The organism is Bradyrhizobium niftali (assembly GCF_004571025.1).
GTDB classification, from domain to species: Bacteria; Pseudomonadota; Alphaproteobacteria; order Rhizobiales; family Xanthobacteraceae; genus Bradyrhizobium; species Bradyrhizobium niftali.
Genome location: NZ_SPQT01000035.1, coordinates 25,788 through 41,709, shown reverse-complemented (window position 1 = coordinate 41,709; position 15,922 = coordinate 25,788). Strand labels below are relative to the sequence as shown.

At 65.1% G+C, this 15,922-nt stretch carries 15 protein-coding genes; 8 read left to right on the top strand and 7 right to left on the bottom strand.

All coding sequences use genetic code 11. The features are described from left to right. Nucleotides 1-29 precede the first annotated feature (29 nt). The 4 genes from phnC to phnE (E4K65_RS39815) all read left to right on the top strand — a co-directional run bounded on the left by phnC (nucleotide 30) and on the right by phnE (E4K65_RS39815) (nucleotide 3,643). The gene (phnC, locus tag E4K65_RS39830; protein ID WP_135178749.1) at nucleotides 30-839 is read left to right on the top strand and encodes a phosphonate ABC transporter ATP-binding protein; all 810 of its coding nucleotides are present in this window, start codon (nucleotides 30-32) and stop codon (nucleotides 837-839) included. A 63-nt stretch (nucleotides 840-902) separates the two neighbouring features. Next, nucleotides 903-1,838, top strand: a complete 936-nt coding sequence (gene phnD, locus E4K65_RS39825; protein ID WP_025575172.1) for a phosphonate ABC transporter substrate-binding protein — start codon at nucleotides 903-905, stop codon at nucleotides 1,836-1,838. 75 nt (nucleotides 1,839-1,913) lie between these two features. Then, nucleotides 1,914-2,798, top strand: a complete 885-nt coding sequence (phnE, locus tag E4K65_RS39820; protein ID WP_025575170.1) for a phosphonate ABC transporter, permease protein PhnE — start codon at nucleotides 1,914-1,916, stop codon at nucleotides 2,796-2,798. Further along, a complete protein-coding gene (gene phnE, locus E4K65_RS39815; protein WP_025575168.1) occupies nucleotides 2,795-3,643 on the top strand; it encodes a phosphonate ABC transporter, permease protein PhnE in 849 nt (282 codons plus the stop codon). The genes phnE (E4K65_RS39820) and phnE (E4K65_RS39815) overlap by 4 nt, the downstream gene beginning before the upstream one ends. A gap of 58 nt (nucleotides 3,644-3,701) precedes the next feature. On the opposite strand, the gene E4K65_RS39810 is transcribed toward phnE (E4K65_RS39815), so the two are convergent. Continuing rightward, a complete protein-coding gene (locus E4K65_RS39810) occupies nucleotides 3,702-5,261 on the bottom strand; it encodes a winged helix-turn-helix domain-containing tetratricopeptide repeat protein (RefSeq protein WP_135178748.1) in 1,560 nt (519 codons plus the stop codon). Between the two features lie 349 nt (nucleotides 5,262-5,610). Between E4K65_RS39810 and pcaB the strand changes: the two genes are divergently transcribed. Both pcaB and E4K65_RS39800 read left to right on the top strand, forming a co-directional pair. After that, entirely contained in the window at nucleotides 5,611-6,972 is a 1,362-nt protein-coding gene (gene pcaB, locus E4K65_RS39805; RefSeq protein WP_135178747.1) for a 3-carboxy-cis,cis-muconate cycloisomerase, read from the top strand. Nucleotides 6,973-7,085: 113 nt separating this feature from the next. Further along, on the top strand, nucleotides 7,086-8,342 hold the full coding sequence (locus E4K65_RS39800; RefSeq protein ID WP_135178746.1) for an aminopeptidase: 1,257 nt from the start codon (nucleotides 7,086-7,088) through the stop codon (nucleotides 8,340-8,342). Nucleotides 8,343-8,498: 156 nt separating this feature from the next. On the opposite strand, the gene E4K65_RS39795 is transcribed toward E4K65_RS39800, so the two are convergent. Further along, nucleotides 8,499-9,053 (bottom strand): hypothetical protein, encoded by a 555-nt coding sequence (locus tag E4K65_RS39795; protein ID WP_135178745.1) that lies wholly within the window; start codon nucleotides 9,051-9,053, stop codon nucleotides 8,499-8,501. Nucleotides 9,054-9,290: 237 nt separating this feature from the next. Here E4K65_RS39795 and E4K65_RS39790 point away from each other — a divergent pair, with 237 nt between their 5' ends. Next, nucleotides 9,291-9,746: a cupin domain-containing protein gene (locus E4K65_RS39790; RefSeq protein ID WP_025575160.1), complete on the top strand. Its 456-nt coding sequence runs from the start codon at nucleotides 9,291-9,293 to the stop codon at nucleotides 9,744-9,746. Between the two features lie 106 nt (nucleotides 9,747-9,852). Here E4K65_RS39790 and E4K65_RS39785 read toward each other — a convergent pair whose 3' ends face one another. The 5 genes from E4K65_RS39785 to E4K65_RS39765 form a co-directional block, all read right to left on the bottom strand. Then, a complete protein-coding gene (locus E4K65_RS39785; protein WP_135178744.1) occupies nucleotides 9,853-10,905 on the bottom strand; it encodes an amidohydrolase family protein in 1,053 nt (350 codons plus the stop codon). Nucleotides 10,906-11,017: 112 nt separating this feature from the next. Next, the gene (locus tag E4K65_RS39780) at nucleotides 11,018-11,539 is read right to left on the bottom strand and encodes a hypothetical protein (RefSeq protein WP_167771527.1); all 522 of its coding nucleotides are present in this window, start codon (nucleotides 11,537-11,539) and stop codon (nucleotides 11,018-11,020) included. Nucleotides 11,540-11,604: 65 nt separating this feature from the next. After that, entirely contained in the window at nucleotides 11,605-12,420 is an 816-nt protein-coding gene (locus E4K65_RS39775; RefSeq protein WP_135178743.1) for an MBL fold metallo-hydrolase, read from the bottom strand. A 91-nt stretch (nucleotides 12,421-12,511) separates the two neighbouring features. Beyond that, nucleotides 12,512-14,038, bottom strand: coding sequence for a permease (locus tag E4K65_RS39770; protein ID WP_135178742.1), 1,527 nt, complete (start codon nucleotides 14,036-14,038; stop codon nucleotides 12,512-12,514). Further along, nucleotides 14,035-14,784 (bottom strand): ABC transporter ATP-binding protein, encoded by a 750-nt coding sequence (locus E4K65_RS39765; protein ID WP_167771538.1) that lies wholly within the window; start codon nucleotides 14,782-14,784, stop codon nucleotides 14,035-14,037. Before E4K65_RS39765 ends, E4K65_RS39770 begins: the two co-directional genes overlap by 4 nt. A gap of 261 nt (nucleotides 14,785-15,045) precedes the next feature. Between E4K65_RS39765 and E4K65_RS39760 the strand changes: the two genes are divergently transcribed. Further along, the gene (locus E4K65_RS39760) at nucleotides 15,046-15,921 is read left to right on the top strand and encodes a branched-chain amino acid ABC transporter permease (RefSeq protein ID WP_025575149.1); all 876 of its coding nucleotides are present in this window, start codon (nucleotides 15,046-15,048) and stop codon (nucleotides 15,919-15,921) included. The last annotated feature ends 1 nt before the right edge of the window (nucleotide 15,922 follow it).

The window sequence follows — 15,922 nt, the reverse complement described above, 5'->3', positions numbered from 1 at the left end:
GGTGGGTCCCAGCTACTCTGGAGCCCTGCATGCTGGTGGTTGAAGGTCTGACGTGCCGCTTTGGCGCAAAAGCCGCGGTGGACGACGCTTCGTTTCAAATTTCCCCCGGTGGATTCGTCGGGGTGATCGGACGATCCGGCGCCGGCAAGTCGACCTTGCTCCGGACCATCAACCGCCTGGTGACGCCGACGCAGGGACGCATCCTGTATGACGGCATCGACGTCACCGCGCTGCGCGGCAAGGAATTGCGGCAGTGGCGGGCGCGCTCGGCGATGATCTTCCAGCAACTCAACCTCGTCGGCCGACTCGATGTTCTCACCAACGTCCTGATGGGGCGTCTCGCGACGATGCCCGCCTGGCGCTCGTTGGCGCAGGTCTGGCCCGAGCAGGACAAGGCGCTTGCCATGTCCGCGCTCGAGCAGTTCGACATCGCCGCGCTCGCCGCCCAGCGCGCCGATCAGCTCTCCGGCGGCCAGCAGCAGCGCGTCGCGATCGCCCGCGCGCTGGTGCAGCAGCCCGACATCATCCTCGCCGACGAGCCGATCGCTTCGCTCGACCCGCGCAACACCAAGATCGTGATGGATGCGCTGCTGCGCATCAACAAGCATTTCGGCATCACCGTGCTCTGCAACCTGCATTCGCTCGACCTGGCGCGCAGCTATTGCGACCGCCTGATCGGCATGGCGCAGGGCCGTGTGGTGTTCGACGGCGCGCCGTCTGCGCTGACCGATCACGTCGCGCGCGAACTTTACGACCTCGAAGCCACCGACGTTATGGGCGGCACGCCGGTGCCGGCGCCCGAAGGCATTCCGGCGCTCGGAACGGCGGCCGCCGCCTGAGCCGCATCGCTCCTGTAGTTGCCAGTTTTTGCGTCAACCGACCCAACCGATGAAGAGGGTATCATGATCACTCGCAGATTAGTTCTTGCCGGCGCCGCCGCGCTCGCGTTCACGACTTCAGCCTCCGCCGACGACTGGAAAGCCAAATATCCCGAGCTGACCTTCGCGGTCATTCCGGCGGAAAACGCCTCGGGCGTGACCGAGCGCTGGGCGCCGTTCATGAGCTATCTCTCCAAGGAATTGGGCGTGAAGGTCACGCTGCGCATCGCCAACGACTATGCTGCCGTGATCGAAGGCCAGCGCGCCGGCAATATCCATATCGCCAGCTACGGCTCGGCCTCGTTTGCCCGCGCCCGCCTGACCGGCGTCAAGACCGACGCCTTTGCCAACGACATCAACTCGGACGGCTCGACCGGCTACTATTCGGTGTTCTTCGTCAAGGCGAACAGCCCCTACAAGAGCATCGATCAGCTCAAGGGCAAGAACCTCGGCCTCGTCGACCCCAATTCGACGTCCGGCAACAACGTGCCGCGCTTCGAGCTCGACAAGATGGGCATCGCGGACGCCGACACCTATTTCAGCAAGGTCGTCTTCACCGGCAGCCACGAGAACGCGATCCTGGCGCTGGCGCAGGGCACGGTCGACGTTGCGGCCAACCAGTGGACCAGCGACGACGATTCGACGCTGGCGCAGATGCTGACCAAGGGTATGCTGAAGAATGCCGACGGCTCGCCGATGAAGAAGGACGATTTCCGCATCATCCACAAGTCGGCGCCGATCATCAACGGCCCCTATGCCTACAACTCCGACCTGCCGGAAGAGGCGAAGGCGGCGATCGCAAAGGCGTTCTTCGATGCGCCGGCCAAGGACAAGGCGGCCTTCGACCGCCTCCAGGACGGCCAGAAGAAGGGTTTTCATCCCGCCACCACCAAGGATTGGGATGGCACGATCGAGCTGATCAAGTTCGTCGATGCACTGCGTAAGAAGAAGGCGTCCTGAGTTTCGGGACGAGCTACTTGAGCCGGGTCGATGGACCCGGCTCTTTCTCTTTGATCGGCCACTTTTCCTGGACAGATGACCGTCGCGGTTTCGATCCTGCCTGAGCAGCAACTGGCTGCGCTGAACGCCGCTTATGATCAGGCGGTCGCGCGCCGGCGGCTCCGTCTCTTGCTCGGCGTTGTGGTATTCGCCGCCGCGCTGCTTCTCGCCGCGATCGGCGCCGAAGTTAACCTGCGCACCCTCTTCACCTATTTCGGCAATTTCGTCAGCTATTTCGATCGCATCCTCACGCTCGACAACGGCCAGCGGGTCTGGACCGATGTCGGCGAGTGGCTGTGGGGCTGGCGCAAATGGCTGAAGATGCTGGGTGAGACGCTGCTGATCAGCTATGTCGGCACGCTGATCGGCGCGACCTTCGCCTTCGTCCTGAACTTCTTCGCGGCGGAAAACACCTCGCCCGCGCCCTGGCTGCGCTTCACGGTGCGGCGCCTGCTCGAGTTCGCGCGCACCGTCCCGGGCATCGTCTTCGCGCTGATCTTCGTGATCGCCTTCGGGCTCGGGCCGATGGCCGGGGTGCTTGCGATCGCGATCCATTCCACCGGCGCGCTTGGAAAGCTGTTCTCCGAGATCGTCGAGAACGCCGACATGAAGCCGGTCGAGGGCATCCGCTCCACCGGCGCGAGCTGGCTGTCGTGCATGCGCTTTGCCGTCGTGCCGCAGGTGACCGCGGGCTACGCCAGCTACGCGCTGCTGCGCTTCGAGATCAATGTCCGCGAAGCCTCCGTGATGGGCTTTGTCGGCGCCGGCGGCATCGGCCAGGAGCTCGTCGTCGCCATCCGCAAATTCTACTATTCGGACGTCAGCGCCATCCTGCTCACCATCATCGTCACCGTCTTCGTCATCGACATCACCACCGGCTGGCTGCGCGGCCGCCTGTTCGGCAAGGAGGCGCGGACGTGACGCGGCGGCACGAGGTCGACACGGCGCAGCTTCGCGCGCGCTATCCCGACGTGTTCGACCGGCCTGCTTCGGCGCGGCTCGCAATGCCGGCGATGATCGTCGCGGCGTTCGCGATCCTGATCTACGGCCTCGTCGATCTCGACTTCTCGCCGTCGCGCTTCCTCGCCGGCCTCAGCCAGCTCGGCTGGATCAGCCTGATGATGATCCCGCCCGATCCCGGCACCTCGCTGCCGATCTATCTGAAGGCGCTCGGCGAGACGCTGTCGATCGCCCTGCTCGGCACGACGCTCGCGGCGGTGTTTGCGCTGCCGGTAAGCCTGCTCGCCGCCCGCAACGTCGTGCCGTCGAACATCCTGCGCTTTCCGATCCGCCGTTTCCTGGATTCGATCCGCGGCGTCGACACGCTGATCTGGGCGCTGGTGTGGATCAACGTGGTCGGGCTTGGCCCCTTCGCCGGCGTGCTCGCCATCGCGGTGTCCGATTTCGGCGCCTTCGGAAAACTGTTCTCGGAGGCGATCGAGGGCGCCGACCAGAAGCAGGTCGAAGGCATCCGCGCCTCCGGCGGCAGTGCGTTGCACGAGATCCGCTTCGGCCTGTTGCCGCAGGTCCTGCCCGTGATTGCCGGCCAGGTGCTCTATTTCATCGAGTCCAACACCCGCTCGGCCACCATCATCGGCATCGTCGGCGCCGGCGGCATCGGCCTGCAGCTCGCCGAGCAGATCCGCGTGCTGGAATGGCAGAGGGTATCGTTCCTGGTCCTGATGATCCTGGTCGCGGTCGCCGCGATCGATTTCATCTCGGGCAAGCTCCGCTTCGCCATCATCGGAAGGCGCGCGGTGGCTTAGGTCGTTCTCTTCCCTTCGCCCCCGGTCAGGGGCGCACCGTCAATGCTGCGCGAGATGTCTACTGCATCCCCGCGCGCCGCAACCCTTCGAGATAATGCTCGCGGTCCTGCTCCAGCAGCATCGGCAGCTCGCTTGTGATCCAGGCGAGCGAGATGCCGGGCTGGGCGCGACGCAAGCCTTCCAGCGCGGACGCGGCAAGGGCCGGATCACCCAACATGCCGGCGGCCGCCGTCAGCACGCGATGTGCGCCGACGAAATCGGCGCGCTGCCGCATCGATTCGCGCGCCATCTGCAAGCTTGCCTCGTAATTGCGGCCGATGAACTGGGCATAGGCGGCGACCCCGCAATAGATTGCCGCAAGCGGATCGCGCGGGCTCAGCCGCAGCGCGCGGCGCGCGGCGGCATCGCCGTCCTGCCATCGTCCCGCGTAGCACAGCGTGACGCCATAGAAGGCGTGCGCCATCGCGAAATTCGGATTGAGCCTCAAGGCCAGCTCGAACTCCGCCAGCGCGTCGTCGAAGCGGCGGCGGAACAGGTAGGTATAGGCGAGGCCGTGATGAGCCCAGGCGTCCTCGCGATCGGCCTCCACCGCCGCAAGCGCTGCGCGTTCGGCGACCGGTACGGTCGCGGCCATGTCGGCCCAGCCCATATGCGCGCCGAAGATATGGCTTGTCGCGAGCAGGCCCAGCGCCTTGCCATAAGCGGGATCGATCGCGACGGCCTTCTCGAGCAGCCCTTGCGCTGCCGCATTGTCCTCGCGGGTGATGCGCCAGTGGTGCGATAATGCGCGCATCACGAGGTCCCAGGCATCCAGGCTGCCCGGCGGCTTCTGCCCGGCGCGAAAGCTCTCGGCCGTATAGAGCTGCGGCTCGATCGCGGCGACGATCGCCTCGGTGATGTCGTCCTGGACGGCGAAGATGTCGGCAAGCTCGCGATCGTAGCGTTCGGCCCAGAGATGGCTGCCGGTCGAGACGTCGTTGAGCTGGGCCGAGATGCGCACGCGCTCGCCGCTCCGCCGCACGCTGCCTTCGACCACGTAGCGCACGCCGAGCTCGCGCGCGACCTCGTGGATGTGCACGGCGCGGCCCTTGTAGACGAAGGAGGAATTGCGCGCGACGACGAAGAACCAGCGCAGTTTCGACAGCGCGGTGATGATGTCCTCGCTGATGCCGTCGGAGAAATAGTCCTGCTCGCGGTCACCGCTCATGTTGGTGAAGGGCAGCACGGCGATGGCGGGCCGCTCGGGCAGCGCGAGTGCGGTCTGCGGCGCCTGTATCCACCGGCCGGGCTCCGGCGTGGCCGCTGCGAGCTTGGTCTCGACATCGCCGACGAAGCGAAATCCCTTGCGCGCGATGGTGCGGATCAGCGCCTGGCTCGCGCCGCTGTCGCCGACCGCCTTGCGTGCCGCATTGATCCGGCTGGTCAGGGTGGATTCGGAGACGCTGCGCCCGTGCCAGATCTTGTCGATCAGCTCGTCCTTGCTGACCACCCGGTCGCGGTTTTCCATGAGATGGACGACGAGGTCGAAAACCTGCGGTTCCACGGAAATGGGAACCTGCTCGCGGCTCAGCTCGCGCCGGTCGGTGTCGAGAAGATGGTCCCGGAACAAAAACTGCACGTCGAAAACTCAGACCTCACGACGACATCGGGCAATGATGAAATCAAATCCATTTCGACTCGAAGTCTGTGAGTCCGTCGAAGGGCCCGCCCGGTTCACCACAATCGCGTGATGGCAGCCATGCGGATTTCGAGGAGGAATACAACCTGAAAGAGAATGTGCGCCTCCGGTCAGATTGTCGCGGGCCGAATCCCTGTTTCTCCTTCGGCGCAATTTACCTCCGTCACGCGCGGCGGCGCGATCATCGTAACGGCATTTGAAGATGTGACGAACTGCGAATGTCCATTGCCGAACACGGCGGCGTGCTTAAGCTACCCGCATACAGAACGACAGCCACGAAGAAACGCCCATGCCCGCTTTTCACGCCTCGACCACCGTGCTCGACTCCATGCTGTTCCGTGACGCCTTCGGCACGCCTGAGATGCGCGAGGTGTTTTCCGATGTCGCACTGGTTGCGCGCTATGCCGAGGTCGAGGTGGCGCTGGCGAAGGCGGAGGCCAAATGCGGCGTGATCCCGCAGGATGCCGCCGACCAGATCGCGGCGCGGACCGACGTCGCCGCGTTCGATTTCGACCTGTTGCGGCAGGAGACCGACATCGTCGGCTATCCGATCCTGCCCTTGGTGCACCAGATGGTGAAGCAATGCGGTGATGCCGGCCGCTACGTGCATTGGGGCGCGACCACGCAGGACATCATGGACACCGCCGTGGTGCTGCAATTGCGTGCTGCCCTCGAGATCGTCGAGCGCGATATTGCGGAGCTCCGAAAGATCCTCGCCGATCTCTCGAAGCGCCATCGCGACACGCCAATGGCGGGGCGCACCCACCTCCAGCAGGCACTGCCGGTGACCTTCGGCTACAAGACCGCGATCTGGCTCGCGATGTTCGACCGTCACGCCGAGCGTCTGGCGCAATTGAAGCCGCGCGTGCTGGTCGGCCAGTTCGCCGGCGCCGCCGGCACGCTGGCCTCGCTCGGCGACAAAGGCTTTGAGGTGCAGGAGGCGCTCTGCACCGAGCTGAAGCTCGGCGTCCCCGCTTCGACCTGGCATGTCGCGCGCGACGGCTTTGCCGAGGCCGTGAACTTCCTTGCGCTCGTCACCGGCTCGCTCGGCAAGATCGCGCTCGACATCATGATCATGGCCTCGACCGAGTTCGCCGAGGTCTACGAGCCCTTCGTCAAGGGCCGCGGCGCCTCCTCGACCATGCCGCAGAAGCGCAACCCGATCTCCTCGGAACTGATGCTGGCGGCGTCCAAGGCGGTGCGCCAGCATGCGGGCCTGATGCTGGATGCGATGGTGCAGGATTTCGAGCGCGCCACCGGCCCCTGGCACGCCGAATGGATGGCGATCCCCGAAAGCTTCGTGCTGACCGCCGGGGCGCTGCACCAGGCGAAGTTCGCGCTCGCGGGCCTCATCGTGGACGAGGCGAAGATGAACGACAATCTCGCCATCAGCCGGGGCCTGATTGTGGCCGAAGCAGTCATGATGGGGCTCGCGCCGCAGATCGGGCGGCAGGAGGCGCATGACGTGGTCTATGACGCCTGCCGGCTCGCCAACGAGAAAGGTTTGACGCTGGCGGACGCGCTCTCGTCCGACTCGCGCGTCTCTGCCAGGATCGACCGCGCCACGATCGATGCGCTCACTTCACCGAAAAATTACCTCGGCCTTGCTCCCGCCATGGTCGACCGGGTGCTGAAATCGGCAACGCGTTGAAAACCAAGATGCGTGAAACTGCGTATCTTTCGTCGCCCCCAATACGCTCGTATACTTGTGTCTAGCGATGCTAGACTTAGATTGAGCGAGAGACTTTCGGCAGAGGACCCGGCATGACCGATCAACGCATCACCTCCACTCCCATCGATCCTGCGAAACTCGACCGGCTGGCCGAGGTGGCGGTGAAGGTGGGCCTGGGCTTGCGGCCGGGACAGGATCTGCTCCTGACGGCGCCCGCGATTGCGCTGCCGCTGGTGCGGCGGATCGCCGTGCATGCCTACAAGGCCGGCGCCGGTATCGTGACGCCCATCCTGTCGGACGAGGAGATTACGCTGGCGCGTTACCGCCATGGTCACGACAACAGTTTCGATCGCGCCGCCGGCTGGCTCTATGAAGGCATGGCCAAGGCATTCTCCGACAACACCGCGCGGCTCGCCATCGTCGGCGACAATCCGATGCTGCTGTCGGGCGAAGATCCGTCCAAGGTGGCGCGCGCCAGCAAGGCCAACTCGATGGCCTATCAGCCGGCTCTGGAAAAGATCGTCAATTTCGACACCAACTGGAACATCATCGCCTATCCGAGCCCGTCCTGGGCCAAGCAGGTGTTCCCTGGCGATCCCGAGGACGTCGCGATCGGCAAGCTCGCGGATGCGATCTTTGCGGCTTCCCGCGTCGATCGCGAGGACGCGATGGCCAATTGGGCGAGCCACAATGCGGTGCTGCGTGAGCGCACGAACTGGCTCAACGGCCAGCGTTTCCGCGCGTTGCAGTACTCAGGCCCGGGCACCGACCTCACCATCGGGCTTGCCGACGGCCATGAATGGGAGGGCGGCGCCTCCCTGTCCAAGAACGGTATCAGCTGCAACGCCAACATCCCGACCGAAGAGGTCTTCACCACGCCGCATTGCCGTCGCGTCTATGGTCATGTCGTGAGCTCGAAGCCGCTGTCCTACCAGGGCACGCTGATCGACAACATCGCGGTGCGCTTCGAGGACGGCAGGATCGTCGACGCGAAGGCGTCGCGCGGTGCCGAAGTGCTGAACAAGGTGCTCGACACCGACGAGGGCGCGCGTCGTCTCGGCGAGGTGGCGCTGGTGCCGCATTCCTCGCCGATCTCGCAGAGCGGGCTGTTGTTCTACAACACGCTGTTCGACGAGAACGCGGCCTCGCACATCGCGCTCGGCCAGTGCTACTCGAAATGCTTCGTCAACGGCGCCCAGCTCACGCCGCAGCAGATCGCCGCGCAAGGCGGCAACCAAAGCCTGATCCATATCGACTGGATGATCGGCTCGGCCGAGACCGACATCGACGGCATCCTCACCGACGGCAGCAAGGTGCCGGTGTTCCGCAAGGGCGAGTGGGTGAAGTAAGGCGTCTTGCGGTCCATCCTTCGAGACGCCCGCCGCCGGCGGGCTCCTCAGAGCCTGACCGAAATCGCGGCGAGGTTCTAGACCCTCATGATGAGGAGCGCCGCCTTACGGCGCGTCTCGAACCATGAAGGCCGGGCACGTACCCTCAAAGCCTTTTCACGCCGCCGCGTTGCGCAGCATCGGGTTGTTGTCGATGCTGAATCGGTTGAACAGCGTCGTGAACGGGCTGCCGTCGGTGGCTCGCACGATGGCATCGGAAGCAGCCACCGCCTCGTAGAGCGCATCGACCGGATCGTCCGACTCGGGCAGAACGAGGGCCTTGCGGATTTGCTCGCGGGCCTCGTTGACCTCGTCCTCGTCGTCGAGGGTCGCCTCCAGCGCGTCCGCCGCGCGCCGCATCTCCGCGAGGTCGCCGCCCGCAGAGAATTTGAGGACGTCGAGCCAGTAGGGGCGGGCGACGACGAGCTGGATGAAGGCCTCGAACGTAGCAGCGATAATTCCTGCGCGGCCCTCCGATGACGCGTAGAGCACATTCTGCGACGGCAGCAGCACGAACGTGCCGCCGGAGCCGTCACTGCCGATCTGCCGGGGGCTTTCGATGCCGTCGACGGTAAACCAGGGCTCCTCGTCCGGCGTGAAGGAGATATCAAGGCCCCCGAGCCGGGCCACGACTTGGCTGTTGGCTGTCAGAACCTCGGGCGTGAGGGGCATCGGCACGGCTCCTTTCAGTCATTTCGCGCATTTTGTCGCACCCTGGAAAAGATGGGTTCATGTGCGCGAATTTGCAGGGGAATCCCGGCGTTAGCTGCGTCGCACATGCAACTTGCGGCTGATTGTCGAGGCCTGCGTAAGAAAGAATTAAAAGCCGATCACTAGCGTTGCCAACATCATTGGAAACAATCCTGGCCCTGAACGGGGCCAAACCTATTTTATTCCCTGAGGAAACAGATGTCGCGCGCAATGATTGAAATCGGCAGTTGCAATGTGGATCTCGAGCTGCGGCCGATCGAGCCGTCCTGGATCATCGAGGGCAATCCGGTGTCGCGCTCGCACATCCTGTCCACCAGCGCGGACGGTACCGCCTCGACCATCATCTGGTCCTGCACCGAAGGGCGCTTCAACTGGTACTACGACATCGACGAGACGATCATGATCATGGAAGGATCGATCGTGCTCGAAAGCGACGGCATGCCGCCGAAGCGCTACGGCCCCGGCGACGTCATCTTCTTCCGCGACGGCGCGCATGCCAAATGGCATGTCGAAGGCCACGTCAAGAAGATCGCCTTCTGCCGCAAGACCAATCCCGTCATGATCGGCTTCCTGATCCGCGTCGTCAACAAGCTCAAGCGGATGTTCGTCTCCACCGGCGAGCGCCGTCCCGCCTCGCTGATGGGTGCCGGCTAGCGCCTGCCCGGACAACAACGTTTCAAGGACGCTTCCCAGCGGCCACGACGAAGAGGGGTCGGGATCAACATCCCGGCCCCTCTTCTCGTCATGACGGCAAATCTTGTCATGACGGCAAGTCGAGCCGGTAGACATCGATCGCGGTCTGCGAGAATAGCGCCGTCTTCTCGTCCTCGCTCAGAGGCGCCGCGATGCGCTTGAAGGCGTTGAAGATCACCTGGTAGCTGCACTGGCCCTTGTCCGGCGGGAAATTGCTCTCGAACATCGCGCGTCTTGCGCCGAACGCCTCGATGCAGGTCTCGATATAAGGCCGCCAGGCCGCGGCAATCTCCAGGGATGACGGCGGCCTCTCGCGCAGATGGAAATCGTAGCCGAGCAGGCACATCGCGAGGCCGCCGAGCTTCACCACCATGTTCTCGCATTTGGCGATCTCGCGGATCGAGGCGCGCCATTGCGCAAACACCTCCTCGCGCCGCCCGGCAAAGCGGCCGACTCCGGCCGGGCCGCCGCAATGGTCGAGCACGATCCTGGTGTCGGGGAAGGCGCGCGCGAGCTCGGTCAGCTCGTCGATCTGCGGATGGAACAGCCAGGCGTCGAAGCTGAGGTTCAGCGGTGCCAGGCAGGCAAAGCCCTTGCGGAAGGTCGGATCCTGCAACAGTCCCTTCGGCCGGTGCGCATACATGCCGGCGACGACGGGATCCTGGTCCCAGGCGGAGGAATGCCGGATGCCGCGGAAACGGCCGTTGCCCGCCGCGATCTCGGCTTCCAGCACCGGCCTGGCGGCCTCGCCCAGCAGCAGGTTCGCATGGCTGACGATGCCGGCGCAGATCGCGGCCGTGCCGTAGGCGCCGCTTGCGCTCATCGCGGCGACGCCGTTGGCGAACTCGACTTCGCCGACGGGCCGGAACGCCTCGGGCCCGTGCGCGCGATACATCGAGCGGCAGTCGACATAGACGGTGGCGATGATGTTGTGGCCGGAGGCGATGTCGGCCGCCATCTCCTCGATCAGGTAGCGGTGCCCGCGATTCCAGAGATGGTGATGGGGATCGACGATCGGCCGCGAGGGATCGATGATCTCCTCCTGATGCAGCGCGAGCCAGTCCTCGCGCGGCTCCACGAATAGCCCGCTCGTGTTGGCAGGTAGACCATTTGCAGCCATCGGCGTTCGCTCCCGTTTTGTTTTTATGCCGGGAGCCTAGCATCTCGTCCTTGCGTCCAGCAGCGCGCGCCGCGCAACCTCGCCCTTCACCGCGAGCACAACGGCGCGGTCGTCAGCCCTTGCGCCGCTTCGCCCTCACATCGACCACCAGCCGCCAGTCAGACGCTGCAGTCGGCTTGACCTCGCCGAGCCAATGGAAGGCGTCGTCGGCGATCTCCGTAAAACTCCAGCGCGTCAGGTCGCCGGACTCGGTCGTGCCTTCCTGCACGATGTCTTCGCCACGTAGGCGGCCGACCTGCTGGCGGAACACGCTGCGGCCGGGATCGAACCAGGAGATCCGCCACGCGGATATCGAGGGGTCATAGACCCGCAGCGTCGTGCCGTACCAGTTGCCGGCGATCGGAAAGGCCGGGCTGCCGGTGCGACGGGGAATGATCCAGACGTCCTGGACGGCGCGTCCTTCGAGCACCCAGCCGAAATGGATTTCGCCGGGGGCGACGTGTTTCGTTCCATCGGGGCCGCGGGCGGTGATCTCGGCATCCCAGTCCCCGACAAAGCGGCCGTAAAGCTGGAGTGCTGCGGCGTGCTCGGGGTTTGGTCCATCCGCGTGCAACAATCGCGCAAAGTCGGTCATGTCGATCTCCTGTTGCGGGAAGATCAGCACCAAAGCGCGACAGCCGGCTTGGAGAAAATTGCGCCTCAGACGCCGTCGAGGATGATCACCGTCGGCTTCGACGGCAGCGCGTCGCGCGACATCCGGAACGAGCGCTCGAGGCGCCGGTCGATCTCGAACTGCTGGCCGATCCGGCGCATGAAATCGTCGAGCGGGGTCGCGAAACGGTGCATCGGCAGCACCACAGAGGAGCGCAGCCGTTTGGTGATCTCGGAGATGCCGTCCAGCGACATGGTGTAGGTGCCATCGATCGGCACCATCACGATGTCGAGCCGCCCGATCTGGGCGAAATGGCTGTCGTCGAGCTTGTGGTGAAGGTGGCCGAGATGGCCGATGCAGAGGCCGGCGACCTCGAAGATGAAGATCGAATTGCCGTCGCGGATCATGTCGGTGCCGGCATCGTCGCCGAAATAGCGGCGGATGTCGGTGGTGACGTTGCGGATGAAGGTGTCGCCGATGCGCTCAGAGACGATGGCCGGCTTGCCGTCCTCGCTCCAGCCATGCAGCACGTGGGGAATGCGCTTGTCGGGGAAGAGCGTGTAGTGGGTGCTGTGGGCCCGGTTCATGGTGGCCACATCGGGCAGCCGGCCGACCTGATAGGCGCCGCTATAGTCGGTCGCGATGCGCAAGCCGCCGGGCGTGTCGATGGTGTAGGTGGAATGACCGGCATAGGTGATCTCGACCTCCGCGGCTGCGGTCGCCTGCCTGAAGGCGACCGACATGACCCGCGGCGCGGCATTGGCCATCGCCAGGCATTCGCTGCGCTGTGGCTGCTGCTGGGCGAGGGCAGGCGAGAGGAACGCGCCGAACAGTGCCAGAGCCGCCGAAACAAGTCGCCACATATCCGTCCCCGATGACTTCAGGGAAAAGTCTAGCGTGCAATGCAGCGCGAGGCCAATGGGCTGCGATCAACAGCGCGTCAGTGTCGCACCCTCACTCCCGCCGCGGGCTGAATTTCCAGGTGATGGCGACGAGGCTCGCGGTGATCAGGCCGCTGACGAGGCCGGCGAGGGGCATCGCGAGCAGCAGCGCGGCGGTCGCGGCCCACCCGATCGAGGAGAAGGCTTCGGCGAAGGTCGCAAGCCGCGAGGAGGTCTGGCGGCGGCGGAATTGGCTGCGCCGGGCCTGTACCCGGAACCAGAGCTGGATCGCGGTCGCGGAGGCCGCGCCGATGATAATCGCACCGGCACTGACCGCAGCCTGGATCGGCGAGGCAAATGCCAGCGCCGCGACCAGCGGGCAGAAGATGACCGCGATCGCGATCAGCACCACCTCGATCTTGGCGCGGATGACGCTGGACGGCGTCAGCGGCGCGCTCGCGACCAGGTCGGGGGCGTCCTCGCCCGAGATCGTCAGCCAGGCCAGCCCGCCGGCGAGCTGTCCCGCCGCCATCACGATCACGGGCGTGATCAGCGTCAGTGCGGCAGAGCTGTCGGCGAAGCTGCGCCAGAGCAGCAGCGCCGGCGGCACCAGATAGAGCAGCTGCATCAGGGTCTGCGAGATCAGCCAGGGATCGCGCCAGAGCAGCGAAAATTCCTTGCGGCGCAGCGCCTGCTGCCGCGATCCGCCGCGGAACGGCCGCTGCTTCGCGCGTCGGCGGCCGGATGTGCCGTAAGCCGCTGCGTCGATCGCGGTGTCGGCAAAGCGGCCCGAGAAGATCGCCATGACGCTGCCCAGCAGCACCAGCCCGAGCGCGAGAAGCAGCAGCAGTGCCTCGCTGTCACCCATCACTGCCCGCGCCGGCCACCACCAGATACTGTCGAGGTCGGGGGCGTGCTCGGCAAAGCTGCCTGAGGTCAGGATGGTGATGCGCGACAGCGTGCCATAGGACATGATCGCGGCGACCTGGAGCGCGATCACGAAGCCGGCGCCGATGATGGCGGCGAGGATCTGCGCCACGAAGCGCGTCCGCGCCGGGCCGATCAGGCGGAACAGCAGGATGGTGACGGCGATCGCGATCGCCGCGGCCGACAGGCCCATCGCGACGACGACGCCGAACGCCGCAAGCCAGCGCGGTCCGCCGCCGATCACCAGCACGTCGATGAAGGGTGTCGAGAACAACAGCGCCAGCACCGTGACGGCGAGCGCGATTGCGGCGATGCGCACCGAGAACAGGTTCGCCAGCGTCGCCGGCGAGGACATGATCAGATCGAGATCGGCGCGGGCATAAAACACCCGCGTCACCGATTCGATCGCCTGCGACAGCATCAAGGTCCAGGCCAGAAAGATCGTCGCCGTGATCACGATCAGCGAGGATTTGTCGAGCGGCAGTTGCAGGTCGGCGAGGTGGCCGATCACGGCCCAGGCCGGCACGTGCAGGAGCGCTGCGAAGAGAAGCAGGCCGATAACGGCGGCGCGCGTCCGCTTGCGCCGGCCGCCGGTCATCACGGCGAGCCATTCGCGCCAGGCGAGCCGGAGCTCGTGGCGGGCAAACCAGGACAGCGCAGTCGCCGAGCTCATGCGGCTTCCTGGAGCGTCACCAGTGCGATGAAGAGATCTTCGAGGCTGGTGTCGGCATGGCCGTTCTGCTGGCGCAGCTCGGTGAGCGTGCCTTCGGCGACCAGGCGGCCCGAGGCGATTACGCCGATGCGGTCGGCCATGCGCTCGGCAACCTCGAGAATATGCGTGGTCATGATCACTGTGCAGCCGGCGCGGACACGCTCGCTCAGGAGGCCCTTCACGTGGCGGGCGGAGACGGCATCCAGCCCCGTCAGCGGCTCGTCGAGGATGATGAGGCGGGGATCGTGAACCAGCGCGCCGGCCAGCGCCACCTTCTGGCGCATGCCCTTGGAAAAGCCCTCGCAGCGTTCGTGCCGGTGTGCCTCGAGCCCGAGCGAGCTGAGCAGCCCCTCGGCGACCGGTTCCGAGACGGATGGCGCGATGCCCCAGAGCCCGGCGACGAATTCGAGGTACTCCAGCGGCGTCAGCTTGTCGTAGATCATGGGCTCGTCGGAGACCCACGCCATCACCTGCTTAGCGGCGACCGGATTTTGGAGCGCATCGATGCCGAAGATCGAGACCGCGCCGGCGTCGGGCCGCAAGAGGCCCGCAACCATGCGCAACGTGGTGGTCTTGCCGGCGCCGTTGGGGCCGACCAGGGCGTAGAATTCACCGGCGTGAATTGTGAGGTCGAGGCCATCGACCGCCAGACGGTCAAAACGCTTCGTTAACCCTCGGACTTGGAGCGCCGAGCTGTCCGGCTTCATGACGGCCATACCATCCGGTTTTGCATCGCCCGCGACCATGACCTGAAGATGTTTCGGCACGGTGAATCGCATTACCGCAAATCCCGTCATCCGTCTTGGACTAAAGGCAAGTCACCGTTTGTTGACAGCGCTTGGCGGTTCAGGCTGAATTGGCACCGGGACAAATGGCGCTAACGCAGCGAAACGACTGCGTAGCGACTGGACACAAGATGCGACGAGGCGATCGAAGAACCGCCGGTTGCGTCAGGAGGAAGCGCGGCGATGCTGGATTTCGTTCAGCAGCTGGTCAGCGGTGTTGCGCTCGGCTGCGTCTACGGCCTGATCGCGCTCGGCTTCGTGCTGGTCTACAAGGCGACCGAGGTCGTCAATTTCGCCCAGGGCGATCTGATGATGCTGGGCGGCTTCTTCGCCTTCACCTTCATCGGCATGATGGGACTCAACTACTGGATCGGCTTCGCCGGTGCGGTGGCCGCGATGGCACTGTTCGGCATGCTGGCCGAACGCGTGGTGGTGCGACCGATCCTCGGCTATCCGCAATTCTCCATCATCATGGCGACCATCGGGCTCGGCTACTTCCTGCGCTCGATCGCCGGCATGATCTGGGGCACCGACGATCTGAAGATCGAGACGCCGTTCAGCCAGGGCGTGCTCCGGATCGGCTCGCTGGTGCTTGCCTATGACAAGCTCTCGGTGATCGCGGCGACGATGATCCTGTGCACGCTGCTCTGGCTGTTCTTCAACAAGACCACGCTCGGCACCGCGATGCGCGCCAGTTCCGAGAACATGCTGGCGGCCTATTACATGGGCATTCCGGTCAAGCGCGTGGTGTCGATCGTCTGGGCGATCAGCGCGGCGGTCGCGACCTGCGCCGGCGTGCTGCTGGCGCCGATCACCTTCATCCACTCCAATGTCGGCCTCGTGCTCGGCCTCAAGGCGTTTCCCGCCGCTGTCCTCGGCGGCTTCGGCTCGATCCCGGGCGCGGTGGTCGGCGGCGTCCTGATCGGCGTGATCGAGAGCATGGCCGGCTTCTATCTGGCCGAGGGCTGGAAGGACGCCGCGCCCTACATCGTGTTGCTCGCCGTGCTCTTGCTCAAGCCCGAGGGCCTGTTCGGCCTTCACGTCCGCAAGAAGGTCTGAA

What these genes read in the sequence shown, in the direction of transcription:
- phnC (WP_135178749.1), top strand. Translation starts at nt 30, where the DNA reads ATGCTGGTGGTTGAAGGTCTGACGTGCCGCTTTGGCGCAAAAGCCGCG.
- phnD (WP_025575172.1), top strand. Translation starts at nt 903, where the DNA reads ATGATCACTCGCAGATTAGTTCTTGCCGGCGCCGCCGCGCTCGCGTTC.
- phnE (WP_025575170.1), top strand. Translation starts at nt 1,914, where the DNA reads ATGACCGTCGCGGTTTCGATCCTGCCTGAGCAGCAACTGGCTGCGCTG.
- pcaB (WP_135178747.1), top strand. Translation starts at nt 5,611, where the DNA reads ATGCCCGCTTTTCACGCCTCGACCACCGTGCTCGACTCCATGCTGTTC.
- E4K65_RS39800 (WP_135178746.1), top strand. Translation starts at nt 7,086, where the DNA reads ATGACCGATCAACGCATCACCTCCACTCCCATCGATCCTGCGAAACTC.
- E4K65_RS39795 (WP_135178745.1), bottom strand. Translation starts at nt 9,053, where the DNA reads ATGCCCCTCACGCCCGAGGTTCTGACAGCCAACAGCCAAGTCGTGGCC.
- E4K65_RS39790 (WP_025575160.1), top strand. Translation starts at nt 9,291, where the DNA reads ATGTCGCGCGCAATGATTGAAATCGGCAGTTGCAATGTGGATCTCGAG.
- E4K65_RS39785 (WP_135178744.1), bottom strand. Translation starts at nt 10,905, where the DNA reads ATGGCTGCAAATGGTCTACCTGCCAACACGAGCGGGCTATTCGTGGAG.
- E4K65_RS39780 (WP_167771527.1), bottom strand. Translation starts at nt 11,539, where the DNA reads ATGACCGACTTTGCGCGATTGTTGCACGCGGATGGACCAAACCCCGAG.
- E4K65_RS39775 (WP_135178743.1), bottom strand. Translation starts at nt 12,420, where the DNA reads ATGTGGCGACTTGTTTCGGCGGCTCTGGCACTGTTCGGCGCGTTCCTC.
- E4K65_RS39770 (WP_135178742.1), bottom strand. Translation starts at nt 14,038, where the DNA reads ATGAGCTCGGCGACTGCGCTGTCCTGGTTTGCCCGCCACGAGCTCCGG.
- E4K65_RS39765 (WP_167771538.1), bottom strand. Translation starts at nt 14,784, where the DNA reads ATGAAGCCGGACAGCTCGGCGCTCCAAGTCCGAGGGTTAACGAAGCGT.
- E4K65_RS39760 (WP_025575149.1), top strand. Translation starts at nt 15,046, where the DNA reads ATGCTGGATTTCGTTCAGCAGCTGGTCAGCGGTGTTGCGCTCGGCTGC.